Raw genomic sequence first — 26,365 nt, forward strand, 5'->3', positions numbered from 1 at the left:
TGCAGGGGCCAGGCGACGGGAGGGGCGTCTCAGCCGCTGAGAAGGCGTCTAGAATCGGGCGGACATGGCCGAAAAGCTCGGAGCGATCCTGGTCCGCAAGGGCCTCATCACGCAGGCGCAGCTCGACGAAGCCCTTCGGGCCCAGCTCATCTACGGCGGAAGGTTGGGCTCCAACCTTGTCGAGCTGGACATCCTCGACATCGACACCCTGGCCATGGTGCTGGGGGAGCTGTTCCGCTACCCGGTGGCGCAGGAAGCGGACTTCGAGGCGGCGCCGGAAGCGGTGCTGCAACTGCTCCCCGCGGCGATGGCGGAGAAGCACCAGGCCTTCCCGTTGGCGCAAGAGGGCCGGCGGCTCAAGGTGGCCATGGCCAGCCCGCTGGAAATCGAGCACGCGGATGCGCTGGGGTTCATCACCGGCCTGCGCATCGTTCCGTACGTCGCGCCGGAGCTGCGGCTGTTCCAGTTCCAGGAGCTTCGTTACGGCATCAAGCGCGAGATGCGCTTCATCCAGATGAGCTCGACGAAGCGCCCGAAGCGGACCGGGGCCGCGGCGCTGCCCGTGGAGGTCTCTTCGACGCCCGCCGCGCTGAGCATGACGCCGCCGCCTCCCGCGCCCGTGCGAGCGGAGTCCGAGGCGGAAGGAATGTTCGGTGGGCTCGCGCCCGGGCAGTACTTGAGCGGCGATGACCCGGACACGGAGCCCGAGGATTCCGGCTCGGTCCGGTGGGCGCCGGCCGTGTCGGGGAGCGCGCATCCGTCGGACCAGCTGCCGCCGCCCGCGCCACCGGTGGCGATGATTGATTTCGGCGAGGACGGCGGGATGCGGGTGGTGACGCCCGAGGTGCCCGTGCCTCCGACGCTGACGCCCGTGGGTGGCAGCGCGCGGCCTGCCTCGCCGCCGCGACTCACGCCGACGGAGACGCCGCGTGCCGTCGCGCCGCCTCCGTTCGCGATGGAGCCGGAGCCCGCGGAGGAGATTGACCTCCTGGAGGATGGGGAGGTGCTGGAGGAGGGCGACGTCGTCGAGGACGTGGCCGCTGTGCCCGAGGGCTTCGAGGGTGCTCCCGCGCCGGGAGTCGCCGCGGCCTCGGCCATGCCGGTGGCTCCGCCGGGCGCCGGTGGGGGGACGCAGCCGCCTGGATTGGCGTCGCGGCAGGGTGTGGCGACGCGGCCTCCGGTTCCATCGATGGGCGTCGCTTCTTCGGAGCCCGTGCTGCCGGCTCGGGGGGCTTCGGGGGCGGGCGAGGGAATGGGGGTTCCGCCTGGGATGCTCGCGCGGCCCTCGGGGGCTCCAGTGCCTCCGGGGACGATGGGGGCTCGGCCTCCGTCGTCTCCTGGGCTTCAGGCGGTGGCGGGACCTCCGGGCATGGTGGGCGCAGTGCCGTCGTCCGCGTCCGGAGGGATGTCCGCACCTCCAGGGGTGATGGGACATCGCCCGCCGTCCGCGCCCGGAGGGATGTCCGCACCTCCAGGGATGATGGGACATCGCCCGCCGTCCGCGCCGGGCCTGCCCGCGGTTCCTGGGTCACACGGTCAGGTGCCGCCAGGCATGGTGGGCGCTCGGCCTCCATCCATGACGGGGGGCCCGGCAGTGCCGGGGCCTCATGGGCCGGTGCCTCCCGGGATGATGGGGCAGCGGCCTCCGTCCGCGTCGGGGCTGCCCGCCGCGCCCGGGCCACACGGGCCCGTTCCTCCCGGGGGGATGGGACATCGCCCGCCATCCATGACGGGGCTGCCCGCGGTCCCGGGGCCTCATGGGCCGGTGCGTCCGGGGATGGTGGGCGCACGACCCCCGTCGTCGCCGGGGCTGCCTACGATGCCCGGACCTCATGGGGGACCGGTGCCTCCGGGGATGATGGGCGCACGGCCTCCGCCCCCGCCCGGATTGCCAGGGCCGCATGGACCGGTGCCTGCGGGGATGATGGGAGCCCGGCCTCCTGCACCTGGCCTGCCTGGGCCTCACGGGCCGGTGCCTCCGGGGATGATGGGAGCGCGTCCGCCGTCGTCTCCGGGACTGCCTGCGGTGCCGGGGGCTCACGGGGCGATGCCACCAGGAATGGTGGGCGCTCCGCCTCCGCCTGCGCACGGGGCTCCACAAGCTCCGGTGCCTCGTGGGGCGATGCCACCAGGAATGGTGGGCGCTCCGCCTCCGTCCTCGCACGGGAGGCCCCAGGCGCCCGTGCCTCGGGGGTCGATGCCACCAGGAATGGCGGGCGCACAGCCTCCGCCTGCGCACGGGATGCCCCAAGCGCCCGTGCCTCACGGAGCATTGCCTCCGGAGATGACTGCTGGGGCTCGGTCTGTCGCCGGGCCAGTGCAGCCTCATGCGCACTTGCCTCACGAACAGACGCCTCCGGGCACGCTGCCCGTACCTTCGTCCGTCGGTGGCCCGCCTGTGCCCCTGCAGGGCGCACCCACGCCGAGCATGGCGCTGGGCCCCATGAGTGGACCGCCCGCGCATGCGTTCCCGACGCCGCCTTCAGGCGTGGTCGCTGCGCATCCAGCGGGCATGCCGTCGCAGCTCTCAACGGAAATGACGCCTCCCGGAGCGATGCCGCCTCCCGCGTCACCGGGGGATGCACGGCCCGTGGAAGCGGAAATGCCAGTCCCTGGCAATGCCGTTGCGGAAGCTCCGCGGACCGACGAGCCAGCCGAGACTCCTCCAGCGGAAGCACACACTGCCCCGTCCTCGGCCGCCGCGGATGGAACGGAACGTCCGTTCCACCTCGAGCAAGCCCTGGGGACGTCGGCGCCGAGCGGTGACGTCCCGGCGCAAGACCTTGATTCAAGCCGAGTGCCGGTTCCTCCCGGAATGTCGCCTGCGGTTCCTCGCGGGCACGGTGTCGCACCCGCGCCCTTCGCGTCTGAAGCGCGAGAAGACTCCAACGAACTCGGCGTGGTGCCACAACGGGGGGGCATCCCTGCTGAGGCATCGGTTCAAGAGCACGTGCTGTCTGCCGTCGACGCGAGTGGAACTCCTGCGCAGGCGTTGCCCTCGGACGCTGAAGGGGTGTTGGACGTGGATGCCGTTGCCGTCGCGGCTTCCGACGTGGTGTTGGCGACCCCTGTCGCGGTCGAAGGTGCGTCGTCGGTGGACGTGGAGGTGGCCCCCGAGACGGCAAACCGGACGGATGCCACGAACGTGGTTGAGCCAGTCATCGCCACCGACGCGGCAGGTGGGCCGCAGGCGGTTGACGAAGCCACTGAGGTGACGGCAGAGGGCGTCGGTACGGCATCGGGTGGCGTCGCGAGCGAAGCCGCTGGAGTGACGGCCGCAGACGTCGGTGTGGAATCGGGTGGTGTCGCAACCGAAGCCGCCGCGGTTTCGTCGGACACTGCGGTTGCCGCGGTCGTTGATGTCACTGCAGTCGATGCCGCTGAGTCCGTGCCAGTTGTCACCGTTGAGGCAACTGCGACTTCCGAGGCTCAGGCAATCGGCGCCACTCCCATTGTGCTGGAGGCCGCGGATGTAACAGGAGCTCGGGCCGAGGAACCGGCGGCCAGTCCCATTCACGACGAACCGAATGTCGCTGTCGAGTCAGCGGTAGCAGGCGCGGTTGCCGCTGACGCGGAAGCAGCCATTGTCGCCACATCGAGCGTCGATGACTCGGCGGCGGGTGCAGCTTCCTCCGCGCAGGAAGTTGCCGGTGATGCGAATGCGCACGTGGCCACCTCGGCGGCCGATGCCGTCTCGGCACAGCCGGACGACTCCGTTGGTCCAGGTGCGAACGTCGAGGCCTCGGCCGCGAGCTTCGTGACTGCCCAGCCGAATGACTCCGGCGTGGCAAGTGAGAGCGTTGAGCCGCCTGCTGCGATCACCGCGGACACTTCGACCTCGGATGCACATGCTGTCGCTGCTGGCGCGCCGGATGTCGCCGATGGTTCGAGTGACACGCGTCCGGTTGGCACCGAGCCGCCTGCTGCCGGTGTGATTGATGCGGCACCCGAAGCGTCCGCCGACGGCGAGTCGTCGACGGCACTGGCTCCCCAGGCAACCGTGGATGCGGCAGTGGTGGCACTCGAGGGTGCGCACGTTGCGTCGTCCACGAATGTGGAGGGCACCGCGGTTCCTTTGCCGGACGTTGATGCACGTCCAGCCGCAGACGCGCCCTCGACCCCAGCTGTGAGCGCGGTGGTATCGGCGTCGTCCGATGATGTCGCTCCGGTCGGCAGCCTCACGAATGCCAGCTCCAACGAAGTCGTGCTGACGGCTTCGGAGGAGGTGGCAACGCCGGGTGGCACGGAGGCCACTGCAACGGTGGAAAGTGGAGAACGAGGCGTCAGCGCTCCGGAAGCGGCACAGTCCGCGGATTCGATGCCGGTCACGGCTCAAGCAGTTGCCACGGACTCCCACGCCACCGCGACACCGAGCGATGCGTCGTCTCACGGAGTCGCGGAGTTGGCTGCGGCAACCGAGCCAACACTGTCCATCGAGTCCGTTCCATCCCCGGGCGAGCGGGCCGCGCTGCCCTTCGGTGAGGTGACGCAGCCCTTCGGCCTCAAGCTGGACCTGGCGGCCAGCGCCAGCGACTCCGGCCCGACGGCGGAGGATGTTGCGACAGGCACGCATGAGGAGCCGCCAACGCAGGACAGCCTGGCGCCGCGCAAGGCACGAGGCTTCGTCGTCGCGGAGCATGGTGACCTGCTCACCACACCCGTTGCCCCGGCGGCCAGCCTCGACGCCACGGAGCCCGCCTCGAATGACGGCGCTCCCGCGTCCTTCGCCGAGTCACCCGAACTCGCGGCCCCACCCGCCGCCCCCACGCCCCGGGCGCCCATTGAACTGGACGACCTGTCCGGCGCGTCCGACGAGCCGATGCAGCTCGCGTCGACGTGGGAGTTCGTGGGCTGGCAGGGCGGCGATGACGCGGGTTCCATCGGCCACGTCCCGGAGACGACCTGGGCGGACCGCGTGGTGGACCTCGACGGCCCGGCCGCGGCCCCCGCCGCGACGGAAGTGCCCCTGGCCTCGGCGTGGGACTTCATCCAGCAGCCATGGCAGCCCACGGCGGCGGAGCCTTCGGAGGTCATCGCCACGCTCCTGGCCGCGGCGGCCAGCGCGTCCACGGAGGTGCCCGTGGGGGGCCCTTCCGTGACGGCGGAGCACGTGTTGTCGGCGCTCGACGTCGTGAACACCCAGGGCACGCTCGGCAGGGTGGTGCTGGCGTACTGCGCGGGCCGCTTCCAGCGCGCCTTCCTCCTGGGTGAGAGCCTCGGGCTCGCGCGGGTGGGGCATGCCTGGGGCCCGGGCAGTGACAGCGCGGCGGTCGCCGGGCTCAAGGTCGACCTTGAAGCGCCGTCCCTGCTGCACACCGCGATGACGTCCCCGAGCGCCAGCGTCTTCGACGCACCGGCATGTCCCCAGGACGAAGCCATCTTCGCCGCGCTGGGAGGGGAGGGCACTTCGCACCTGGCCGTCATCGCCATCCGGAATCGGGGCCAGACGGTGGCCTTCATCGTCGCGGACCCTGGCGCGGAGCCCATCGCCGCGCCCGCGCTCGATGAACTCACGCGCATCGCGCAGAAGGCCTCCGAGGCCTTCTCCCGTCTCCCCACCCGGAGCGCCTGAGCCCGAGCCGGAGGCGGGGAGACGAAAAAAGGGCTCCTGAGCCAGGTGCTCCGGAGCCCTCTTCACTTCAAGGACGGCGCGGCGCGCTCAGCTACAGCCGCTGGTCGCACCGCAGTTGCCGCATTTGTAGCAGGCACCGCTGCGCACCATGATGGCGCCGCAGGTGTGGCACGGCGGAGCATCCGCCTGATTCAGCCACGTGGACCCCTTTGATGAGCTGGAGCCGGACCGCTGCACCGGAGCCGTCTGCGCGGGCAGGGCCTCCCGCTTCGGCTGCACGTCCACCCGGCCCAGCACCGCGTGCTCTTCCTCGCTGGGCAGGAACTTCAACTCCAGCCAGCGGAAGATGTAGTCGGTGATGGACTTGGCGATGGGGATGGCCGGGTTGCCGGTGAAGCCGCTGGGCTCGAAGCGGGTGTGGCTGAGCTTGTCGACCAGCACCTTCAGCGGCACGCCGTACTGGAGCGCCAGTGACACGCTGGTGGCGAAGCTGTCCATCAGCCCGCTCACCACCGAGCCTTCCTTCGCCATGACGATGAACAGCTCACCCGGCAGGCCATCCTCGTACATGCCCACCGTCAGGTAGCCCTCGTGGCCGCCGATGGAGAACTTGTGCGTGATGGAGCGGCGCTCGTCCGGCAGACGCCGGCGGACCGCGCGGGGCTCCGGCTGGACGGCGGGGGCGGGCTCGGGGGCCACGGTGGCCTTGGCGGCGCGCGTGTCCTTCGACGTGTTCAACGGCTGCGTCCGCTTGCACCCGTCGCGGTACACGGCGATGGCCTTGAGGCCGCGCTTCCACGCCTCCAGGTAGGCCTTCTCGATGTCCTCCACCGTCGCGTTCGACGGCATGTTCACCGTCTTGGAGATGGCGCCGGAGAGGAACGGCTGGCAGGCCTCCATCATCTGGATGTGGCCCATCCAGTGGATGCTGCGCTCGCCCTGGGCCGGCTTGAAGGCGCAGTCGAACACCGGCAGGTGCTCGGGCTTCAGGTGCGGCGCGCCCTCGATGGTGTCCTGCTTGTCCAGGTAGCTGATGATGTCCTGGGACTGCGTCTGCGGGTAGCCCAGCTTCTCCAGCGCCAGCGGCACCGTCTGGTTGACGATCTTCAGCATGCCGCCGCCCACCAGCTTCTTGTACTTGATGAGCGCGATGTCCGGCTCGATGCCGGTGGTGTCGCAGTCCATCATGAAGCCAATGGTCCCCGTGGGGGCCAGCACCGTCACCTGGCTGTTGCGGAAGCCGTGCGCCTCCCCCAGCGCGAGCGCGCGGTCCCACGCGTCCTTCTGCGCGGCGAACAGGCCCTGGCTCACGCCCTCTGGCGCGATGTGGTACGCGGCCTTGCGGTGCTTGCGGATGACGCCCAGCATCGGCTCCGCGTTCTTCGCGTAGCCCGCGAAGGGGCCCTGCTTCTCCGCCAGGCGGGCGCTCATCGCGTAGGCCTCGCCGCACATCAGCGAGGTGATGGCGCCCGCGTAGTTGCGGCCCGCGGGCGAGTCATACGGCAGGCCCGACGCCATCAACAGCGCGCCCAGGTTGGCGTAGCCCAGGCCCAGCGGCCGGTAGTCGTGGCTGTTCTTCTCGATGCGCTCGGTGGGGTAGCGCGAGTTGCCGACGATGATCTCCTGCGCCATCAGCAGGATGTCGACCGCGTGGCGGAACGCCGTCACGTCGAAGTCGCCGTCGATGGTGCGGAAGTGCATCAGGTTCAGGGACGCCAGGTTGCAGGCCGAGTCGTCCAGGAACATGTACTCCGAGCACGGATTGGACGCGTTGATGCGCGCCGTCGCCGAACACGTGTGCCAGCTGTTCACCGTGGTGTCGAACTGCATGCCCGGGTCACCGCACAGGTGCGCGGCCTCGGAGAGCTCCCGGAACAGCTCGCGCGCCCGGTAGGTGTCCAGCGGCTGGCCGTCTCGGACCGACCGCGTCGTCCAGGTGGCGTCATCCACCACCGCCTTCATGAACGCGTCGGTGACGCGCACCGAGTTGTTCGAGTTCTGGAAGAACACCGACGCGTACGCCTCGCCGTTGAAGGACGCGTCGTAGCCGGCCTCGATGAGCGCCCAGGCCTTCTTCTCCTCGGCCAACTTGCAGCGGATGAACTCGAGGATGTCCGGGTGCTCGGCGTTGAGGATGACCATCTTCGCCGCGCGGCGCGTCTTGCCGCCGCTCTTGATGACGCCGGCGAAGGCGTCAAAGCCGCGCATGAAGGACACCGGGCCGGACGCGGTGCCGCCGCCCGCCAGCAGCTCCTTGCTGCCGCGAAGGGTGGACAGGTTGCTGCCCGTGCCGCTGCCGTACTTGAAGAGCATGCCCTCCGTGCGCGCCAGCGTGAGGATGGAGTCCATGTTGTCCTCCACGCTGTTGATGAAACACGCGGAGCACTGTGGCTGCGCCTCCACGCCCACGTTGAACCACACGGGCGAGTTGAAGGACGCCTTCTGGCGCAGCAGCAGGTGTGTCAGCTCCGCGTGGAAGGCCTCGCGGTCCGCGTCCCGCGTGAAGTAGCCACCTTCCACACCCCAGCGGGTGAGGGTGTCCACCACCCGCGCCACCAGCTTGCGCACGCTCGTCTCACGCTCCGGCGTGCCCGGCGTGCCGCGGAAGTACTTCGACGCCACGACGTTCGTCGCCAGCATCGACCAGGACTTCGGCACCTCGATGTCCTTCTGCTCGAAGACGGCCTTGCCATCCTCGCCGGTGATGCTGGCGCTGCGGTATTCCCACGCCAGCTCATCCGCGGGGTCCACGCCCGGCGTCGTGAAGAAGCGCTCCACCGTCAAGCCCGTCGCCGCCACGCGCGCCTTGCGCCCGCCGCGCCGCTCCTTCCCATTCACCGTGGACTTCGAGCTCAGCTCTTTATCCATGTCGCCACCCTCCACGAATTCACTATGAGTTCTGATGCAAAATTTTGCGAAACGCCAACGTCGCGAGATCCCGATGGATCCGATGGATCAGCCCGGCGCGAAGCGCGGGTGATCTCGGAGTGGACTCGCGACGACGGAGCAGGGGCGCGCCCGGCCCCTCGGCTGTGCTTGGGGGATGCCCGCCGGACTGCCGGACGAGGCCATGGATAGACCCCTGTAGCACCTCCGTCAATGAATCTATCGATACAACAAATGGTAGCCGTCAAAGTCATACCCACCACGAATTGTGTGTGGCCGCGAAGTGGGCGTCCGGTGTCTGCCTGCCTGCCCTGCTGCTACTGCGTTCAGCGAGGGAGCCCGATCTAGAGGGCCGCGCCCGCCCTGGCAACACATGCTTTGCAGTGCCTGAATCCAGATGGCGAGCCATGTAGCGTCACTTCAAGCCAAGCAAGCGTGATCACTGGGAGACGTTTGCTGTGAGTCTGTGCACGACTCGGGTGGGTGCAACCGGGCTGATCCGCGACGGGCGGTGGATCCGCCCTGGGCGCGGTCCGCTGGTGAACGAGGCCGTCGATTTTGGCCTGGACGCGCGTTAGGAGGCGGACATGGCTCCTCCCTACCAGCGCCACGTCTTCGTCTGTACCAACCGTCGTCCGGACGGAAATCCCAAGGGGTGTTGCGCCACCAAGGGGGCGGAAGAGGTCCGCGCCGCCTTCAAGGAGGAGCTCGACAAGCGCGGCCTCAAGGGGCGCATGCGCGCCAACGCGGCGGGGTGCCTGGACATGTGCAGCTTCGGTGTCGCCGTCGTCGTCTACCCGGAAGGCACCTGGTACGGCGGCGTGAAGGTGGAGGACGTGAAGGACATCGTCGAGCAGCACCTCCTGGAAGGCCGCCCCGTGGAGCGGCTGCTGATGCCCTTCTCCCGCAAGGCTCCGCCTCCGGCCTGAAGCGCGCTTATCGGCATTAACCCGAAATAATCGACGCCTGCCTCTGACTGCGTGAACCCGCAGAGGAGCCGCGCGGAACCGACGTTGGGACGCCTGGGGCAGGCCTGCTCCGGACTTGGGCCCGGCGTATGTCCAGCGCGGCGAGGAGCACATGCATGCGTCGCAGTTGGTGGGCCTCTGGCCTGATCGCCACCGCCTTGTCCGTGGCTGGCTGTGATTCCGAAGTCCCGTCGTCCCACGTCCCGGACATGACGGTGTTCCAGGAGGCGGCGCTGGCCGCGGAGTGGGCCGTGGGCGTCGCGTACTCCGTGGGGACGCGCGTCACCTATCAGGGGCGCCTCTATGAGTGCCGGCAGGCGCACACGTCCCAGGCGGACTGGACGCCGGTGGCGGTGGCCGCGCTGTGGTTGGACCTGGGGCCCGCGGGCGGTGGTGAGCCGGATGCGGGCAGCGGGGGGACGGACGCGGGCACGGGCGGGGACGTCACCGCGCCCACCGTGGGCTTGAGCGCCAGCGCCTCGCGCATCATCGCCGCGGGGCCGTTGAGCCTGACGGCCACGGCGACGGACGACGTGGGCGTGACGCGGGTGGAGATTCTGGAGAACGGCGCCGTCGTCGCCACCGGCTCGCAGTTCAGCCGGGCCTTCATCGGCTGGGAGCAGAACGGCACGTATGTCTACGCGGTGCGCGCCTACGACGCCGCGGGCAACGTGGGGACAACCACGCTCACCGTCGTCGTGGAGATTCCGGGCGGGCCGCCGCCGGGAGGAAAGCGCATCGTCGGCTACTTCACCGCGTGGGGCATCTACGCGCGCAACTACCACGTGTCCAACGTGCAGCCGTCCAAGCTCACGCACATCAACTACGCGTTCTCCAACATCTCCGGGGACGGGCGCTGCGTCCTCGGCGACCCGTACGCGGACATCGACAAGGGCGGCGGCTGGCAGGGGGAGTGGGACCCGGGCCAGCTGCGCGGCAACTTCCGCGCGTTCAAGGAGCTGAAGCGGCAGCACCCGCACCTGAAGCTGCTCATCTCCGTGGGCGGCTGGTCCTGGTCCACGCACTTCTCCACCGTGGCGTCCTCGCCGGCCTCGCGCGCGGCCTTCGTGAAGTCCTGCGTGGACCTCTACATCCGCGGCCAGTACCCCGGCGTGGACCCCGTCAACGGCGAGGGCGTGTTCGACGGCATCGACATCGACTGGGAGTACCCCGTGGGCGGTGGCCTGCCGGGCAACAGCAACAGCCCCGCGGACAAGCAGAACTACACGCTGCTGATGCAGGAGTTCCGCGGCCAGCTCAACGCCGTCACCACGCAGACAGGCAAGCCGTACCTGCTCACCATCGCCACGGGCGCCTCGCCGGACCTGCTGGAGAACAAGCAGGAGACGAAGAAGCTGTCCGACGTGCTCGATTGGATCAACGTGATGTCCTACGACTACCACGGCGCCTTCGAGAGCACGGTGAACTTCCACTCGGCGCTCAATCGCGTCACGGGTGACCCGGGCGCGGCCACGGGCTTCTATACGGATGGCTCGGTGGGGAAGATGCTGGCGTTGGGCGTGCCGCCCGCGAAGATTGTCGTCGGCGTGCCCTTCTACGGCCGGGGCTGGGGTGGTGTGCCCAACGTGAACAACGGCCTGTTCCAGAGCGGCGTGCCCACGCGCGGCACCTGGGATGACGGCTCGTCGGGCCTGACGGGCGTGTTCGACTTCAAGGACATCAAGGCCAACTACGAGCGCGCCGGTTCCGGTTACACGAAGTTCTTCCATCCGGAGGCGAAGCAGGCCTACGTCTACAGTCCGTCCACGGGCATCTGGATTGGGTATGACGACGTGCAGAGCATGAACGCCAAGGCGGACTACATCCTGGACAAGAACCTGGGCGGAGCGATGTTCTGGGAGTTGAGCGGTGATGACGGCTCGCTGCTCGATGCGCTGGCACGGAAGCTGCGCTGAGCACCTGACAGACATTGTGAGCGTGTCGTGAAGCCATACGCCGGGGGACTTCTGTTCCCCGGCGTGATGGCGTTAGGGTTTGCCGCATGTCCTTCGCGGCAGCCGTCCTGCTGGTGGCGCTCTCCAGCTCTTCCGTGGCCGCCGAGCCGTGGACCGCCGTCGTCCGGGTGGCGTCCGACGAGGACACCGCCTTGCTCGGGCGGGTGCGGGGGCAGAGCAGCGACCTGCCCGTGCGGCTCGAGGTCTCTTCCGGAGCGCCGCTCGGGGGATTTCGCGAGGGCCCATGGCTGGCGGCGGAGCGGCTGGCCGGGCGCCACCAGGCCCGCGCCGTCCTCTGGTTCGTGCGAGAGGGCAGCGACGTTCGCGTCCAGGTGGCCGAGTTCGACAGCCGGCGTCTGTTCACCCGGGCCGCGCGGCTGGGGCAGTCGCCAGGCTCGCTGGAGTGGTCCACGGGGGCAGAGGCGCTGGCGCTGGCCGCGCGCTCCGCGCTGCGCGCGGTGGAGGCCGGAGCGCCGCTCGGTGACGTGGTGGAGGTGCCGCCGCCGCGACTGGCCCTGAACGGCGAGGAGACCGACACCGCGGTGGGGCGTCGCAGCGGGGAGGCCGCCTCCCGTGATGGGGCCACGTTGAGGCCGCCCACGTCCCCGTCCCCGGGAGCGGCCGCTGCACTCGCGGAGGAAGGGAGCTCGGCTTCCGCGCGGGAAGGCGTGGCGTCACCTCGCGAGGGACGGGCGTTGGCTTCGGTCGAGGCACACCCCGCGCGCCCGCTGTGGCTCACGTTGGGGGCCCATGCCGCGCTGGATGGGTACACGCGCATGGGGCACCAGGGGTTGGTGTTGGGCGTTGGCGTGCAGCCGGGCCGGTGGCGGCTGCGCGCGCAAGTCCTGGCCAGCGTGCCGGCCCGGCTTCTCGATGCCCGCACGGAGCTGACGTTGGGGCAGCACGCGGCGTCGGTGTGGGCGGGGCTTCCCTGGGCGGCGTCGGAGCGACTGGACGTGGAGGCCGGGCTCGGCGTGGGGGCGGTCGTCTTCACTCGCCGGACGCAGGCGCTGACGGAGGAGGTGGAGGCGGCGCCACCGGGCACGATGCTGGCCCTGCTCATGGGCCCCGAGCTTCGCGCGCGGTGGCGGATGGGGGCGCGTGTTGGCCTGGAGGCGAGTCTGGCCGCGGAGGTCCTCCTGGGCCGGCCCGAGCTTCGCTACGCCATCGACGGAAACTTCGTGTCTCGCGGCGCGGGCTGGCCCGTCCGCCCACGGCTGGGGTTGGCGATGGTGGTTTTTCTGTGAGCGCGGATGACCCGAATGGCCCGGTGCCGTCCTCCATGGCGGCAATGAGGAGCTCGGGCTCACACGCAGCAGACCCACGTCGTGCGGCGGTAGACCCTCGCATCCAGGCGGCCATTCAGGGCGAGCGCGAGGCAACCGGGGCGTTGTTGATGGAGCTGCTCCCCCGGGTTCGCAACCTGGTGCGCTACCTGGTGCGCGGAGATGGGGACGTGGAGGACATCGCCCAGGAGGCGCTCATCGCCCTGGTGCGAGGGCTGCCCTCCTACCGCGCCGAGGGCCGCTTCCAGTCCTGGGCGGACCGGGTGGTCGCGCGGACGACGTTCGCGTGGCTGAAGCGCTCCCGAGGCCGGGAGGCCCAGCACGCGGACGCGCCGGTGGAGCTGGTCGCGGTTCCCTCCGAGGAGGCCCTACCGGACGAGTATGTTCATCGTCGGCACATGGTGACACTCCTGGATCGGCTTTCAAATGAGCAGCGGCATGCACTGGTGTTGCATCACGTGCTGGAGTTGAGCGTGCCGGAGATTTCGACGGAGCTGGGCATTCCCTTCGAGACGGTGCGCAGCCGGCTCCGCTTGGGGCGGACGGCGCTGCGCTTGCTGGCGTCCGCGGAGGGTGACGGAGGGGAGGAGCGCGGATGAGTGACTTCAGGGAAGAGGCAGATGACGCCCTGAACGCGCGGGTCCTGCCGTTGGACGAAGGCGCGGGGCCGGCCCTTCGCATCTCCCGGGAGCGGTCGGCGCAGATGGTGCTGTCCGCGCTGGAGGCAGGCGCGTTGGTGTCACGGCCCGCGCCCCGGCCACGCGGCAAGCGGCCTCCCGTGTGGTTGATGACCGGCGCGCTCCTCGTGGCGGGCGCCGCGGCCGCCGCGGTCTGGAGCTTCACACGCCCGGGCCAGTCGTCGACGTCGCGGCCTGAAGCGCCTGCGCTGACAGGGCCCCCGCGGTTGAACACGGAGTCACGACGGAGCGGCAGCGCGGTGGTGGACGCGGCACCCTCGCGGTTGGACGCCGTCCCGGAAGTGGCTCCGCCCGAAGCGCCAATGGTGCCTGCCGCGCCCATCGCTGTCGCCAAGGTCGCATCCCAGCCGGTGCGTCCGCGAGCGCCAGCGGCCACCGTGAAGTCGGCTGCACCGGAAGACCTCTTGCTCAAGGCCAATGGGCTCCGCTCGGAGGGGCGGTGGAAGGAGGCCGAGGCGCTCTACTTGCGCGTCATCCGCGCCGAGCCCGCGTCGCTCGCGTCCTATGTCGCGCGCGTCGCCTCGGGCTCGCTTCGACTGGAGCACCTGGGGGACGCGCGAGGCGCCCTGCGTCAGTTCAAGGCGGCGCTTCGCATCCAGCCGCGTGGTGTGCTCGACCAGGAAGCGCAGCATGGCATCGCCGAAGCGTACCGTGTACTCGGCGACCGGGACGCGGAGCGCGGCGCGCTGGAGTCCTTTCTCTCCATCCATCCGGATTCGCCGCTCGTGCCCTCGGCCCGTGCGCGCGTTCGGGAGCTCACCGCGCCATGAACAGGCGATGGACGTTGGCTGTGCTGTTGGCGGCCTCGATGGGAGGCTGCACGCGGGGAGACCTGGTGGCCACGGTCCAGTCGCCGGACGCAGGCCAGGTGGGCTCCTCGGCGGATGCCGGCGGGCCGCCCGAGGACTGGGAGACGTACTGCGCGGGGCGCGGACCTCCTGTCGTCGTGGGGGATTCCGATACCGATTCGCAGGTGTGCAGTGGACGTCTGGCGGAACGAACCTTCCGTCACGCGCTGTGCACCTGCGAGGGGCTCGCCCTGGGCGCGTCCTTCGAAACGGATGCCTTTCGCGGCACCGCGGGGACGTATCAGCCAGGAGGCGCGGGGGGCGACGTCGGGGTGAATGGCGCGCTGACGGCCAATGACGCGGTGTCGGTGGGAGGTGCGCTGAGTATTGGCGGCGCGGGAGGAGCCCGGCTCGGGCAGACGTTCCGCGTGGGCGAGGCGCTGCACTGCGGGGGGCCGCTTACCGGCAACCCCGTCTCGGCCACCGTGGTGGGGGACGCCCGCGTACGCGGTGACGTCGCGTTGCCCGCCTTCAGCGTCGGTGGCGTGCTCACGGTTCCAGCGGGCCACGTCCTGGGGCCGGTGGACGCGGCCGAGGTCCGCCGCGAGCCCGTGGACCCAGTCATCCCCTGTGCGTGTGATGCGGCGTTTCAGGTGGATGTCTCCGGGCTCATCGCACGGCACGTGTTCGACAATGACAACGCGGCCATCGGCCTTGACGCCACGGCGCTGGAGGACATCGAAGGTGAACGTGCGCTGGAGTTGCCATGTGGCCGCTTCCACCTGACGCGCATCACCGGGACGGGCCGCGCCACGCTCACGATTCGCGCGCGCACGGCGCTCTTCGTGGAGGACATCGTCGACCTGGGGGGAGGCCTGTCGGTGGACGTCCAGGCGCCCGGAGCGCTGGACCTGTTCCTGGGGGGCTCCGTCGCGGTGGCGGGACCGCTCACGCTGGGGTCCACCGCCACGCCTTCACGCGTGCGCGTGTACGTCGCGGGCTCGAACGTGCTGGCGCTGTCCGCGGGCAGCACGCTCGCGGGCAATCTCTATGCGCCCCGTGCCGCACTCAGCCTGAGCGGGGGCGCGGAGGTGTTCGGTTCCGTGTTCGTCCGTTCCGTCGAGGCCTCCGGGCCGCTCCGCCTGCACTATGACGCAGACATCCGCGATGTGGGCGCCGAGTGCTCGGACGACTGAGACACACGCCACTGGCCCTGCGTCTCCGTGCCAGGCAGTCGTCGGTTGTTCAAAGGCCTTGAGCCCCGGAGTCCGGCATCGCGCGCGCAGGGGCGGCGGCTTGATGCTCCTGTCCACCGCCTTATCCGGACTGCACCCCACGGGGGGCTGGTGACGTGCGTGCAGGTCCCCAGCTTTGCGCCGCTGTTCGCGAAGGGGAGGCTGCACATGAGGCGGGAAGTGAAGGCCGGCATCGCCGGGCTGCTGTTCGGGGCCGTGGTGGCTGGCTGCGGGGTGGCGCCGGAACAGGAAGCGCAGGTCGGAGTGGAGGACATGACGGCGGAGGCGTCCGCGAGCACCGAGGCTGGGCTCGAGGCTCCTCGTGGCTACCCCGCGCCAGCCGCGGTGGCGCGCTTCGGCCCGGCGGTCGCGTACGGTGGTGGCAAGTACTTCGCCGTCTGGACCGACGTGCGGACCGGCGGCATCTACGGCACCCGGGTGAAGCAAGACGGCACTGTGCTCGACACGGAGGGTCTCCGCATCAACATCAGCGACGAGCCTGGAGTCCGACCGGCCATCGCCTTCAACGGAAAGCACTTCTTCGTCGTCTGGGAGTCCCGGGACGGTGTCGACGGCGTGCGCGTGAAGCCGGATGGCACCGTGGTGGGCCCGGTGTTCCGCGCCATCCAGACGGGCGAGTCCTTCGGCCCGGTGCGCGTCGCCTGCTCTCCGAAAATCTGCCTGGTGACGTACACCATCTTCGGTGACTTTCCGGTTATCTACTTCACGCGGGTGACGAAGGATGGCGTCGTCCTCGCAACGGCCGACCGGACGCTCAGCGCCTCCTCCAACTCCGCGTATGACGCGTCGTCGACCTGGAACAACAGCAAGAAGACGTTCCTGGTTGTCTGGTCCGACGAGCACGGCGAGGGCCCGGAGGACGCGGACATCTACGGCAACAGGGTGAAGGAGGACGGCACCATCCTGGACGGCAACGGCTTCCCCATCTCCACGGCGGAGGGCGCCCAGTCGACGCCCGACGTGGAGTGGACGGGCAAGAGCTACCAGGTGGTCTGGTCCGATGACCGGAATGGGAACCCGGACATCTACGGCGCGCGCGTGAATTCGAAGGGCACCGTGAAGGACCCCGCCGGCATCCCCATCTCCACCGCGGCAGGGGCGCAGACAGTGCCGCGCATCGCCCACCACAATGACAAGTCCCTGGTCGTCTGGGACGACACGCGCGACGGTCCTCACAGCGTGTGGGGGGCGCGTTGGGACGAGGAAGGTGACGTGTGGGACGGCTCGGGCTTCCCCATCTCCTACGATGAGCTGCCAGAGCAGTACCTGCCGGACGTCGCCTACGGGGCTGACAGGTTCTTCACTGCCTACGCCGCCCAATTCATCTATGACCCCGCTGAGCCGCACTACATCCTGGGCACGCGGGTGACGCACCAGGCGCAGGTGAAGGACGTTCCCCCCCTGACGCTCACGCGGTAGCGAGGGCGGGCACGCCAGGGCTGGCCACTACGCGGACCACTGCCGTCAGGCCGCGTGCTTGCGCGGCGCGCCTCGGGGACCCAGGCCGGCGCATCCCCGCCGGCCCGGGCCGCGCGGGCTCACGGGCTCAGGCCGAGCTCGCGGTTCTCCAGGGACGTCAGCCGAGCGGAGTCGTACAGGCCCCGGAGGGTGGGGTTGGAGATGCTCTCTCCGAAGATCACGTGGAACGGAATGGCATCCTGCGGATCATCCGGATTCTCCTTGAGCGCGTCCGTCACCCAGTCCTGGATCTGGTCGATGGTGAGGTCCTGCAGCGTCCCCAGCCCCGGGATGCTCGAGGAGGGGAGCAGGTCCTTGAGCTTGAAGAGCAGCCCCGTCACTCCCTTGACGGCCTCGTTGCGCTTGTTCAGCTCCTCGACGGAGAGGAGGAAGCCACCCTCGATGGCTCCCACCAGGCTGCCCATGGACCGCGCCAGGCGCTGCGTTTCCTGTGACGGTGATTTTTCGTCCTTCTCCGCCTCCAGTTGCGCCTGCATGTCACTCAGCTTCGAGGTGATGAACGCGTGGAACTCCTCCTGGCCCTCGAAGGAGGGCTCGGTGAAGAGCGTCCGGGTGAAGAACTCGGACAGCCTGCCCGCGCCTTCGCTGCCAATGGAGCCCGAGGCGTCGCTCGCCGCGGCGAGGATCGCGTCCGCGTGCTGCATGAAGAAGCGCGCCGCCGCCGCGCGGGACTCGGCGTTGTCTCCCAGGTGACCGATGCTGTCCATGAACAGCTTGATGGACTCCGGCGTGGCGGGCTGGATGGCGCTGGCCGCGTCCAGCAGCCTTCCAAGCGCCTCAGTGCCGGCGGCGTCGGGGGCGTTGAGGTTCTTGAAGACGTGGCCCAGGGCGTCTGGGTTGTCCTTCAGGAACGCCTGGAGCTGGTCCGGCGGCAGGCCCGCCAGCGCCGTGGCGATGGCCACCGAGCGCGCCGGGTCCGGAGCGTAGCTGTCCATCATGACTTCCAGCTCGCGCTGGGCGTAGGCGGTGATGAGCTCCGGGTTGCCCGTCCCGGCGATGATCTTCGCCAGCGTCTCATGCGTCTCGCCGTTCACGGCACCCGAGTGGTGCGAGCCGACGGCCGCCGTCAGTTCATCGAGCGTGACGGCACCCGAACGGTAGGCCGCGTCGAGGGCGGCGGAGAACAGCGGCAAATCCTCCTCGCTCACCTGGTCGAGAAGCTGGCCCGCCTCGGTGCCGTACTGGAAGAAGCGATCCATGAAGGCCGCCTGCTGCGCCGGGTCGGGGTGGGCCTTCAGCCAGTCCGTGAGGTAGGACGGGTCCTGCCGGTTGGTGGCTTCAACCTGCGCCTCCTCCGCCGAGGCCTGCTGCTCGGGCGTCAGCGCCGGGGCCTCCACCTGGCTCGTGTTGAGGGCCGCCATGGTGTCCCCGAGCACACCCCGCGCGAGTCCAAGCGGAGCAGCACCTTGGAAGACATCCGCGTTGCGCTGCGTCTGGTATCTGACAGCGGAGGCCGTCGCCGTGGGCGTCCGGGCCTGGGCCGGCCCCGCGTCCTTCTGGAGTTTCGAGCCGAGCTTCGAGAGCGCGCGCCGGTCGATTCGGGGGGACATACACACACCTTTCTTGGAGAGGGCTTGAATGTCGGGGGCACCGGGATTGTCTGCCGTGACGCGAACATGTTGCGTCTGGCGTTGTGGCATCCCGGTGCCTTCACTCCGAAGCGGGATGTGTTTCGTCAACCGGCAGGCTTCAGGGAATGCGCTCCCAGGCGTCCTGCCAGTTCAATCCCGTGCCCGGCGCGTAGTGCAGCGCGGCGCCCTTGCACCAGCCGGAGTAGGGGAAGGGCTTGCAGCGATAACGCAGGCCGTCAGTGCCCCGCACCACGGTGCCCGCGGCATAGCCTTCAATCCCAGACGGGTAGACAGGCTCGCCACCGCCATCCGGAGGCGGCTTCACGATGTCGACCTGGAAGGTGTAGCCCGTCTCACGCGCGTAGACGCGGTTGCCCAGCGCGTCCTGCACGGGGTTCACGTGCCCCGTGGTTTGGAGCACGCCCACCTGCACGAGGCTGGACGCGCCGTTCACCCGCTGCGCCAGCGCGTGAATCCACTGGGCCGCGGGCGTGGCCGTGGCCAGGGGATGCACATGGGATTCGGCGTCAGCGCCCTGCGCGTCGAACACGCGCAGCGTCACCGAGCTCCCCGCGGGCAGGTCTTCACGCGCCTGCACCTGGCCCAACTCCTTCCACGCCGTGGGCGGCGGCGGGGTGTTGGTGAACTTCACGTCGGTGCAGGCGTAGAAGGCCTCCGGGCTGTCCGAGCGCTGCCAGATGCCATAGATGACATGCGCACCCGTCTTCCCTTGAGGGAAGGGGCAGTTGAGCCGGTATCGGTTGTTCTGGGCGGAGACGTGGGTGATGGAGCAGAAGGGGTTTGCTTCCAGGTCCGACCACTTCAGCGGCAGCGCCGGGTTGTAGCCCTCGCGCGTGACGTAGAGGCGGAAGTAGCCGGTGGCGTGCACGGCGGTCGCGTGAAAGACGAACTCGAAGCGGCCCTGGGGGTCCGGAGTGATGAGCGTGGAGGGCCAGTCCGTGCGCGCGAGGTCCAGGCCCCGGTGGCTTTCATTCGCGGCGCTACACAGCTTCCCGTCCGGGATGATTTCGCGGTGCCTGTCATTGGCGTTGCCCTGACGCACGCCATTCCAGTCGTAGAGCGCCTGCGTGCCGCCGGCCTGGATGAGCGCCTTGCAGGCGTCTGACTTCGGCGTCTCCGGCCCTTCCTTGAAGCAGGTGTAGACGCGGCTGAGGGGTACTTCCATGGAGCCATGCGCCAGGGCCACGCTGGCGCACGACATGAAGACGACGGCGAGCGACGCGCCGAGACACCGCTGCACTGCTGAGGTCATCCCTTCCTCCTGTGGTGCGAGGAGAGAGGGCGCGGCCGCCGAAATCGGGTCAACGGCCTAGATGGCCTTCCACGCCATCAGGAGCTTCGAGGCCACTTCGGAGGTGATGAGCGGCAACACGCCGCCACCGCCGACGATGTTGACGATTTCCGACATCGACCCGCGGCACACACCGCCCCACGCGGGCTGCCGCGCCAGGCCCACGGAGGCATAGGCGGAGTAGTCCACGAAGAAGGACGTGGGCAGCACGGTGCCGTTGGGCTCGCAGAGCAGGTGCTCCTCGGGCGGCGAGTCCACCGCCTCCTGCACCACGAAGCCTCCGCCGGCCGTGTCCGCCGCCGTGCGCGCGCACAGCTCCGCCCACGTCATCGGCGCGCCATAGGCCGCCTGCACCCGCTCCGTGTAGGGGACGGTGCCCGTGGAGCGGCCCAGGAAGACGGCTCGGCCGCCGTAGTCCCAGGACCGCTTGAGGACGAAGCGCGCCGGCGTCGCGGCGACCAGGGCCACCAGGTCCTCCACGCGCTCTCCGTCGGGGCCCTGCGTCGGTCCGGGCTGGAACATCCGCGTCCACGGCACGGACGCGCGCACCGCCTCCAGCTCTTCGCCCGTGAGCCGCGCGGCCTCCGCCAGGGCGGGCTCGGCCAGGGCCTGCGACAGGCGCGCGAACGTCAGCTTCACCTCCACCTGCGAGGCGGGGGGATTGAGGAACACCGCCTTCTTGCCGGGCACCGTGCCCAGGAAGTCCTCCACCCAGGGGGAGGGGGACTCCTCCAGGCGCCGGACGAAGAGGTGCCGGTACACCAGGTCGTACTTCTTGCCGTGGGCCACGAAGGCGTTGTCACCGGACACCTCGTCCGGATGGACCAGGTCCGCGTCCGCGCCGAAGTCGCGGAAGCGCTCGCACAGCCAGCGCAGCTCCGTGATTTGGGCGTCGTTGCGGCGGCACAGCAGGGCCACCGTGTCCGGCATCCTGCCGTTGCGCTCGGCCGCGTAGCCGTCCAGCAGCGCGCGGTACAGCGCCAGCGCGTTGCTGCCGTTGAGCGCCAGCAGGGCGGGCAGGGCCTTCTCCGGATAGCGGAAGTAGCGGCCCACCACCTCGATGAAGGTGCGGGCCGCGATGTCGGAGTACCCCTGCATGGCGGGGATGGTGGCGTTGACCTCCAAGGCCCACGGCGTGCCGCCGGCGACGAAGTAATCCACGCGGGTCGTGGCCAGGCGGGTGGACTGGCGCCAGGTGCGCTCGGCGAGCACGCGCTCGACGGGGGAGAGGGCGCCCAGCAGGGTCTCCGCGTCCGCGCCCTGGAGCTGCGCCTGCGCCATCTTCACCGTGGCGGAGGACAGGCGGGCGGACAGCTCCGAGCGGCGGCGAATCTCCGCGGCGTCCAGCACCACGGGCGTGGCGGTGATGGGGATGGGGCGGGTGGTCCCGTCCGGTCGCGTGACGGCGAGGCCCCGCTGGTAGGCGATTCGCGCCAGGTCGGGCGCGATGTGGCGTGCCTGGCTCCGGAGCACGTCGATGAACTCTTGCACGAAGTCGTGACCTCGGTGGTGCGCCCGGGTTCTCCCCGGGCGGCGCGCACCCTACGCCCGGACGGGTCCACCGGTCCACGGGCCCGGAGGCTCCCGTCGGAGCGGGACGCCCCCCCCCGGGGGCCAGGGGCCGCCCGCCGGGCCAGGGCCGGCCGCCCCGGCCCCCCCGGACAGTGGCGCTGGAAAGGGTTCTTGTGTTGCGTTTGTTTCTGAGTTGCTGTTGTCGCTTCATCAGGGGGGATGTCCACTGGCGAAGGTCACGTGAGACAGTCTGACTTGCGCGAACGGTCTGTCTGGCTTACAAGCGTAGACGCCGTTTGACCGGGAAAGCCCTGACGTGAGCCGCTCCACCCATCACCAGCCCGTGAGTTCCGTCCGGTCGCGCCGCCTGGCGCTGCCGTTCGCGCTCGTGTGCGTGCTGGCGTACATGGGGAGCGTGATGCACTTCGCCCTGGTCCAGCACGCCACGTGCCTGGAGCATGGCGAGGTGATGCACGTGGAGGTCGGTGACGCCCACGGCGCCGGTCACGTCGAGGCTTCCTTCGACGACGTGCGGGTCACCTCCAAGCGCACGGAGGCGGACTCCCACGGCGCCGACGCCCACTGTGTCCACGCCTTCTTCCGGCGGGAGGCTCCGCCTCCGCAGCAGGACACGCCGTCCCGCCTGGTCGCGCCCGCTCGCTCCGAGCCCGCGCTGGCGGTGTTCCGCTTCCACGCGGAGCCCGTCGCCCGGCTGCACCTGGCTCCCAAGGCGTCTCCGCCGCGCGCGTGAGGCCCGGGAGTCTGCTCACTCATGTGGCCTGTCGCGCCGTGTGAGGCTGCCCGTCCGCTAAGGCCAGACAGACTTTCGTCCGCTCCGCGCGGGCTGTGAGTCATTGCGGCTTTGCGTCCACGCCGGCTGAGCTGTCTCACGGCGCCCGTGTTTCGTGCCTCGCGCACACCCCTTCCATTCCCACGCACCCGTGGCGGCCCCTCCATGTCCTGGCGGTGTCCGTCGCTGGCGCGCGGGCGTGGCACACCCGCAGTCCAATCCCGTGGAGTAGCACCATGACGAAGAAGCTCCTTGCCGCGTTCCTGCTGTCCACCGCCCTCGTCTCCGCCGGCTGCGGCGACGACGACCATCCCGAAGAAGAGGGGGTCGACGCCGAGGCGTGCGAGCACCTCCAGGAAGGGCCCGCCACCACCGTCACCGCCACCCTGGGCACGGACGCGGCCCCCGCGATTCGCGCTGACCACCGCCGCTACGACATCACCCTGGCGGACGGCCCGGATGGGAAGCAGGGCGCCGTGTCCTTCGCCGCGAGCGAGGCCGCCGACTACGTCATCTACACCAACGCGGACGTGCCCCTCTCCATCACCACCGCCAGCGGTGAGGCGGTGGAAATCGAGGAGAGCACCAGCAGCTCCGAGGGCTGCACCGACATCAAGGGCCGCCACGTGGTGCCCCTCGCGGTGGGCACGCACATCCTGACCTTCGGCCCCACGTCCACGGCGACCGTCTCCGTCATCGTCGAGGAGTCGCACGACCACGGCCACGAGCACTGACGCTGTCCCCGGGCTCCCTGGCCCGTTCACCCGGGGGCCGGCGCTGTCAGTGCCGGCCCCTCGTTCCCCGAAGAGAGAGATGACCATGGGTTCCTTCCAGCAGTTCCTGACGGACAAGAACATCCCCTCCGAGAAGCTCCTCCGCCTGTCGCGTCAGCTCGAGTCCTACGGCTCCGAGGGACGCACCCTGCTGAAGCAGCGGAGCGCCCGTCGCCGTGACAAGGACACGCAGGGCAAGAGCTACGAGTCGCTGTCCATCGGCAAGCCGAAGAGCGGCCGGGGCATCAGCACGCAGCAGCTCCAGGCCGCGCTGGGAGACCTGCCGCTGACGGCCAGCGTGCGCGGAAAGCTGGTGCGCGCCGTCAACGCGGTGCTGGGCAAGCAGGGCGGAAGCCCGGTGGATGCGCCCGCGCTCTTTGGTGCCAGCCCCGTGCGCCGTGGCGCCACGGCGAAGAAGTCCGCGAGCTGAGAGGAGACAGCGCCCATGTCCGGCAATGCCATGTCCACCGTGCTTCCCTGTGAGCTGCGACGCGATGGAGACCGGCTGTTCGACGTCTCCATGTGGTGCCTCGGGCGGGATGTCCTCTGCCCGGAGGGGAACCTCCTCGTTCGACGAGGACTCGTGCGTCACGCGCGCCCCGAAGGCGCGGAGGGACAGAGTCCCTACACGGTGGACCTTCCGGGCAGCGGGCGCCTGACGCTGTGGGGCTTCGGCGCGCTGTGCGAGTGCGGCGAAGCCATCTTCGTCCCGCGGGCGGGCTTCGCGCCCGTCCTGCTGGATGGGGTGCCGGGCCGCCTGCCGTTTCGCGCGGAGGAGCTGGGCCCGGCGCGCCTGCCGACCGCGGGGCACGAGCGGCGGGCGCTGCGCGCGGGGCTGGCCTCGCTGGCGGAGTGGCTGGCCGAGCATGAGGATTGGGTGTCCTCCGAGGTGGGGCCGTCCTGGCGGCGCGAGTGCTTCGAGGCACGGCGCAAGGCGCCCCCTGTCGCCGCGGACGGACTGGCCTCGGCGTGGCGGCGCTTCGCCTCCCGCCTTCGTTCCCTGGATTCTGGATTCAACGTCTGCACCGCCCCGGTCACCGGGGTCTGAGGAGGACATCATGTTGGCGCGACTGCTCCGAGCCGATGAACCTTCCGTCCATGCCCGCGCGCCGTGGGAGGACGTCGCGGATGACGCGCTCCCCACGCCGCGCATGCGCGAGGGCCTGGGCAACGCCCACCTGGAGGTCACCACCGCCCGGCCCCAGGCTCAGGCCTGGTTCGACCAGGGCCTGCGGCTGTTGCACCTGGGCTGGGGCGGTGAGGCCCGCCGCGCCTTCGCGCAGGCCACGCGGGAGGATTCGTCGCTGGCCATGGCCTGGTGGGGGCTCGCCCTCACGCGAGGCTCTGGCGCCCGCTTCGCCACCGCCCGCGCGGAGGCCATGGGCCGCGCGCTGGCGCTGAGCGAGGGCACGTCGGACCGCGAGCAGCGCTACATCGTCGCGGCCAGCCTGCTGGCGGAGAAGGGCCCGGCCAATGGGCGCCACGCCTTCGTGCGCGACATGGAGTGCCTCATCGACCGCTATCCCGAGGACGGCGACGCGCGGCTGCTGCTCGCGGGCTTCCTCCTGGACGGCTACGAGCCGGATGGCCGGCCCGGACAGGGGCAGCCGTATGCGCAGGCCCTGCTGCGCGAGCTGCTGCGCTCCCACCCGGACCACGCGGGCGTCCACCATGCGTGGGTGCAGGCCATGTTGAACAGCGGCCGGCCGGAGGCTGCTCGCGACAGTGCTCGCCGGTTGGTGACGTTGGCGCCTGGCGCCAGTCCCGCGCTGCTCTCCGCGGGGCGCCTGCTTCAGCGGGTCGGGCTGATGGCGGAGGCGCAGCGCGTGCTGGAGGCCACGGTGGCCGCGGATGATGCGTACCTGGCCGAGGAAGGATTGCCCACCTCCGACGCGCCGAGCGCCGAGCCCGCCATGCGGCTGCTCAGTCTGGGCTGCGCCGAAGTGGGGCAGTACGGTGAGGCCCAGGCGTGGGCCCGTCGCCTGCGGCAGCGGGTGGAGGGCGCGGGAGGCGACGACCAGGCGCTGCTGTTCGCCGCCGCCACGATGATGTCCGCGCACCTGCGCTTCGGCTTCTGGCGCGCGGCGGCGGACGTGCCCATGGAGCTGTCCGACACGGCCAGCCCGGCGGAGCGGGCGCTGCGGGACGGGATGCGCCAGTACACGCGAGGCCTGAGCCTGTTGGAGGCCGCGCGGCTGGGCGAGGTGGAGCGGGTGTGCAACGCGCTGGACGCACGACATGCGCTGCTGGCGGAGGCTCGCCGCTCGGAGGACCTGTCCCTGTGCCCTCGGGATGTGGCGCGCGTGGTGGAGGTGGCCGCTCAGGAGCTGCGCGGCGCGCTCGAGGCTCGCAAGGGCGACGTGGGCCGCGCCGAGGCCACGCTGACGCGTGCGTGGCGGTTGGAGCGGCGGCTCCGGGCAGCGGGGCCCGCGGCCTTCTCCCGGCCCGCGCGCGAGGCCCTGGTCCGGCTGCGTCTGCGGACCCACCGCGAGGACAAGGCGGTGGAGCTGGCGAAGACGCTGGTGGCGGAGCGACCCGGCTGTGGACACCTCCGCCTGCTGTCCGCGGAGTCTCAGGTGGCGCTCGGCGCTTGGAGCAACGCGGTGGAGGACTTCACCGCGTTCCTCGACTGCTGGCGGGACGCGGACCCGCATCAGCCGGAGCTTCGCCGCGCTCGGGCCTTCATCGCCGGGCGGGGGCGCCTGCTGCGGCTCGTGCACCCGCCGGAGCTCCTCGCCCTGCGGGAGGCTGGAGCGCCGGCGCTGGCCGCGCAGGCGACGGTGTCCTGCTGAGCCGTGTCGCGGTGCTCGACTCGAGACACGCGCTAGACCTCGTCGGGGTGCAGTGCGTCGAGGATCAGGGAGAGGCCGAAATCGAACTCGTCGGCGTAGTGGTAGCCCGGCTGGAGCGCGTGCTCGGTGATGAGCTCCTTGAGGTGCGGGTAGGCGTCGGCTGGCAGGTCGCGCAGGATGTCGGTTGCGACCTCGTCGAGTTCGGCGGGGCTCGTGAACGGCAGGCTCAGCTCCTGGAGGACGAACCCGTAGAGATAGCTGTCGATGACTGAGAAGGCGTGCGCGGCCATCGCGACGGAGAACCCTCCCGCTCGCAGGGCGCCCAGGACGGCGTCATGGTGGCGCAAGGTGGACGGGCCGGGCTGGCTGCGGGAGTCCATCAGTCCGACGGCCCAGGGATGGCGTCGAAGCACTGTGCGCGACGAGGCGGCACGGTCGCGCATGGCCTCCTTCCAGCCCATGGTCGCTATCGGAAGGTCGATCTCTCCGAACACCGCGTCGACCATCCCGTCGAGGATGTCCTCCCTGCTGGCCACGTGGTTGTAGAGCGACATCGCCTCGACGCCCAGCCGGGCGGCGATCGCCCGCATGGTGACCCCGGCCGCACCCTTCTCGTCGGCCAGCGCCATTGCCGCGGTGACCACCCGCTCCCGACTGAGCGGCGCCCGCTTCGGGCTCGCGTGCTGGCCGGTGCTGCGCTTGCGCATGGATGCTCCCTCTCGCTGAC

Annotated in this window: 20 protein-coding genes and 1 pseudogene; 14 read left to right on the forward strand and 7 right to left on the reverse strand. The window is 70.3% G+C overall.

Annotated elements, in window-relative coordinates; all coding sequences use genetic code 11:
* Positions 1 to 64 precede the first annotated feature (64 nt).
* Positions 65 to 430, forward strand: a pseudogene (locus KGD87_RS37025) (GspE/PulE/PilB domain-containing protein); the annotation flags it as partial.
* A 50-nt stretch (positions 431 to 480) separates the two neighbouring features.
* Here the strand turns inward: KGD87_RS37025 and KGD87_RS03760 are convergent.
* Together KGD87_RS03760 and KGD87_RS03765 are read right to left on the reverse strand one after the other, a co-directional pair.
* Positions 481 to 1,098: a hypothetical protein gene (locus KGD87_RS03760; RefSeq protein WP_284666182.1), complete on the reverse strand. Its 618-nt coding sequence runs from the start codon at positions 1,096 to 1,098 to the stop codon at positions 481 to 483.
* Between the two features lie 2,443 nt (positions 1,099 to 3,541).
* A complete protein-coding gene (locus KGD87_RS03765) occupies positions 3,542 to 3,667 on the reverse strand; it encodes a hypothetical protein (RefSeq protein ID WP_284666183.1) in 126 nt (41 codons plus the stop codon).
* A gap of 735 nt (positions 3,668 to 4,402) precedes the next feature.
* Between KGD87_RS03765 and KGD87_RS03770 the strand changes: the two genes are divergently transcribed.
* Complete coding sequence (locus KGD87_RS03770) at positions 4,403 to 5,572, forward strand: general secretion pathway protein GspE (RefSeq protein ID WP_284666184.1); 1,170 nt, start codon at positions 4,403 to 4,405, stop codon at positions 5,570 to 5,572.
* 87 nt (positions 5,573 to 5,659) lie between these two features.
* Here the strand turns inward: KGD87_RS03770 and KGD87_RS03775 are convergent, their stop codons facing one another.
* The gene (locus tag KGD87_RS03775; protein ID WP_284666185.1) at positions 5,660 to 8,440 is read right to left on the reverse strand and encodes a vitamin B12-dependent ribonucleotide reductase; all 2,781 of its coding nucleotides are present in this window, start codon (positions 8,438 to 8,440) and stop codon (positions 5,660 to 5,662) included.
* Positions 8,441 to 9,045: 605 nt separating this feature from the next.
* On the opposite strand from KGD87_RS03775, the gene KGD87_RS03780 reads away from it, so the two are divergent.
* From KGD87_RS03780 to KGD87_RS03810, 7 genes are all read left to right on the forward strand, one after another.
* Positions 9,046 to 9,387 (forward strand): (2Fe-2S) ferredoxin domain-containing protein, encoded by a 342-nt coding sequence (locus KGD87_RS03780; protein ID WP_284666186.1) that lies wholly within the window; start codon positions 9,046 to 9,048, stop codon positions 9,385 to 9,387.
* 155 nt (positions 9,388 to 9,542) lie between these two features.
* A complete protein-coding gene (locus tag KGD87_RS03785) occupies positions 9,543 to 11,342 on the forward strand; it encodes a glycosyl hydrolase family 18 protein (protein WP_284666187.1) in 1,800 nt (599 codons plus the stop codon).
* 86 nt (positions 11,343 to 11,428) lie between these two features.
* Positions 11,429 to 12,628 (forward strand): hypothetical protein, encoded by a 1,200-nt coding sequence (locus KGD87_RS03790; protein ID WP_284666188.1) that lies wholly within the window; start codon positions 11,429 to 11,431, stop codon positions 12,626 to 12,628.
* Positions 12,629 to 12,777: 149 nt separating this feature from the next.
* Positions 12,778 to 13,266 carry an RNA polymerase sigma factor gene (locus KGD87_RS03795; protein WP_350101398.1) on the forward strand — a complete coding sequence of 163 codons (489 nt, stop codon included), beginning with the start codon at positions 12,778 to 12,780 and terminating at the stop codon, positions 13,264 to 13,266.
* Positions 13,263 to 14,135: a tetratricopeptide repeat protein gene (locus tag KGD87_RS03800; RefSeq protein ID WP_284666189.1), complete on the forward strand. Its 873-nt coding sequence runs from the start codon at positions 13,263 to 13,265 to the stop codon at positions 14,133 to 14,135. Before KGD87_RS03795 ends, KGD87_RS03800 begins: the two co-directional genes overlap by 4 nt.
* Positions 14,132 to 15,349 (forward strand): DUF7305 domain-containing protein, encoded by a 1,218-nt coding sequence (locus KGD87_RS03805; RefSeq protein WP_284666190.1) that lies wholly within the window; start codon positions 14,132 to 14,134, stop codon positions 15,347 to 15,349. Before KGD87_RS03800 ends, KGD87_RS03805 begins: the two co-directional genes overlap by 4 nt.
* A gap of 207 nt (positions 15,350 to 15,556) precedes the next feature.
* Positions 15,557 to 16,828, forward strand: coding sequence for a hypothetical protein (locus tag KGD87_RS03810; RefSeq protein ID WP_284666191.1), 1,272 nt, complete (start codon positions 15,557 to 15,559; stop codon positions 16,826 to 16,828).
* A 119-nt stretch (positions 16,829 to 16,947) separates the two neighbouring features.
* Here the strand turns inward: KGD87_RS03810 and KGD87_RS03815 are convergent, their stop codons facing one another.
* The 3 genes from KGD87_RS03815 to KGD87_RS03825 form a co-directional block, all read right to left on the reverse strand.
* The gene (locus KGD87_RS03815) at positions 16,948 to 18,438 is read right to left on the reverse strand and encodes a hypothetical protein (protein WP_284666192.1); all 1,491 of its coding nucleotides are present in this window, start codon (positions 18,436 to 18,438) and stop codon (positions 16,948 to 16,950) included.
* Between the two features lie 139 nt (positions 18,439 to 18,577).
* On the reverse strand, positions 18,578 to 19,732 hold the full coding sequence (locus KGD87_RS03820; protein WP_284666193.1) for a lytic polysaccharide monooxygenase auxiliary activity family 9 protein: 1,155 nt from the start codon (positions 19,730 to 19,732) through the stop codon (positions 18,578 to 18,580).
* Positions 19,733 to 19,789: 57 nt separating this feature from the next.
* Entirely contained in the window at positions 19,790 to 21,262 is a 1,473-nt protein-coding gene (locus tag KGD87_RS03825; RefSeq protein WP_284666194.1) for a hypothetical protein, read from the reverse strand.
* A gap of 337 nt (positions 21,263 to 21,599) precedes the next feature.
* Here KGD87_RS03825 and KGD87_RS03830 point away from each other — a divergent pair, with 337 nt between their 5' ends.
* The 5 genes from KGD87_RS03830 to KGD87_RS03850 all read left to right on the forward strand — a co-directional run bounded on the left by KGD87_RS03830 (position 21,600) and on the right by KGD87_RS03850 (position 25,638).
* Complete coding sequence (locus KGD87_RS03830; protein ID WP_284666195.1) at positions 21,600 to 22,034, forward strand: hypothetical protein; 435 nt, start codon at positions 21,600 to 21,602, stop codon at positions 22,032 to 22,034.
* Positions 22,035 to 22,309: 275 nt separating this feature from the next.
* Positions 22,310 to 22,807 (forward strand): hypothetical protein, encoded by a 498-nt coding sequence (locus KGD87_RS03835; protein ID WP_284666196.1) that lies wholly within the window; start codon positions 22,310 to 22,312, stop codon positions 22,805 to 22,807.
* 85 nt (positions 22,808 to 22,892) lie between these two features.
* On the forward strand, positions 22,893 to 23,276 hold the full coding sequence (locus KGD87_RS03840) for a hypothetical protein (RefSeq protein WP_163781550.1): 384 nt from the start codon (positions 22,893 to 22,895) through the stop codon (positions 23,274 to 23,276).
* A 15-nt stretch (positions 23,277 to 23,291) separates the two neighbouring features.
* Positions 23,292 to 23,894: a hypothetical protein gene (locus tag KGD87_RS03845; RefSeq protein WP_284666197.1), complete on the forward strand. Its 603-nt coding sequence runs from the start codon at positions 23,292 to 23,294 to the stop codon at positions 23,892 to 23,894.
* A gap of 10 nt (positions 23,895 to 23,904) precedes the next feature.
* Entirely contained in the window at positions 23,905 to 25,638 is a 1,734-nt protein-coding gene (locus KGD87_RS03850; protein ID WP_284666198.1) for a UDP-N-acetylglucosamine--peptide N-acetylglucosaminyltransferase SPINDLY family protein, read from the forward strand.
* 32 nt (positions 25,639 to 25,670) lie between these two features.
* On the opposite strand, the gene KGD87_RS03855 is transcribed toward KGD87_RS03850, so the two are convergent.
* Entirely contained in the window at positions 25,671 to 26,345 is a 675-nt protein-coding gene (locus KGD87_RS03855) for a TetR/AcrR family transcriptional regulator (protein ID WP_284666199.1), read from the reverse strand.
* Positions 26,346 to 26,365 lie beyond the last annotated feature (20 nt).

It is taken from the genome of Myxococcus sp. SDU36 (assembly GCF_030168875.1).
GTDB classification, from domain to species: domain Bacteria; phylum Myxococcota; class Myxococcia; order Myxococcales; family Myxococcaceae; genus Myxococcus; species Myxococcus vastator.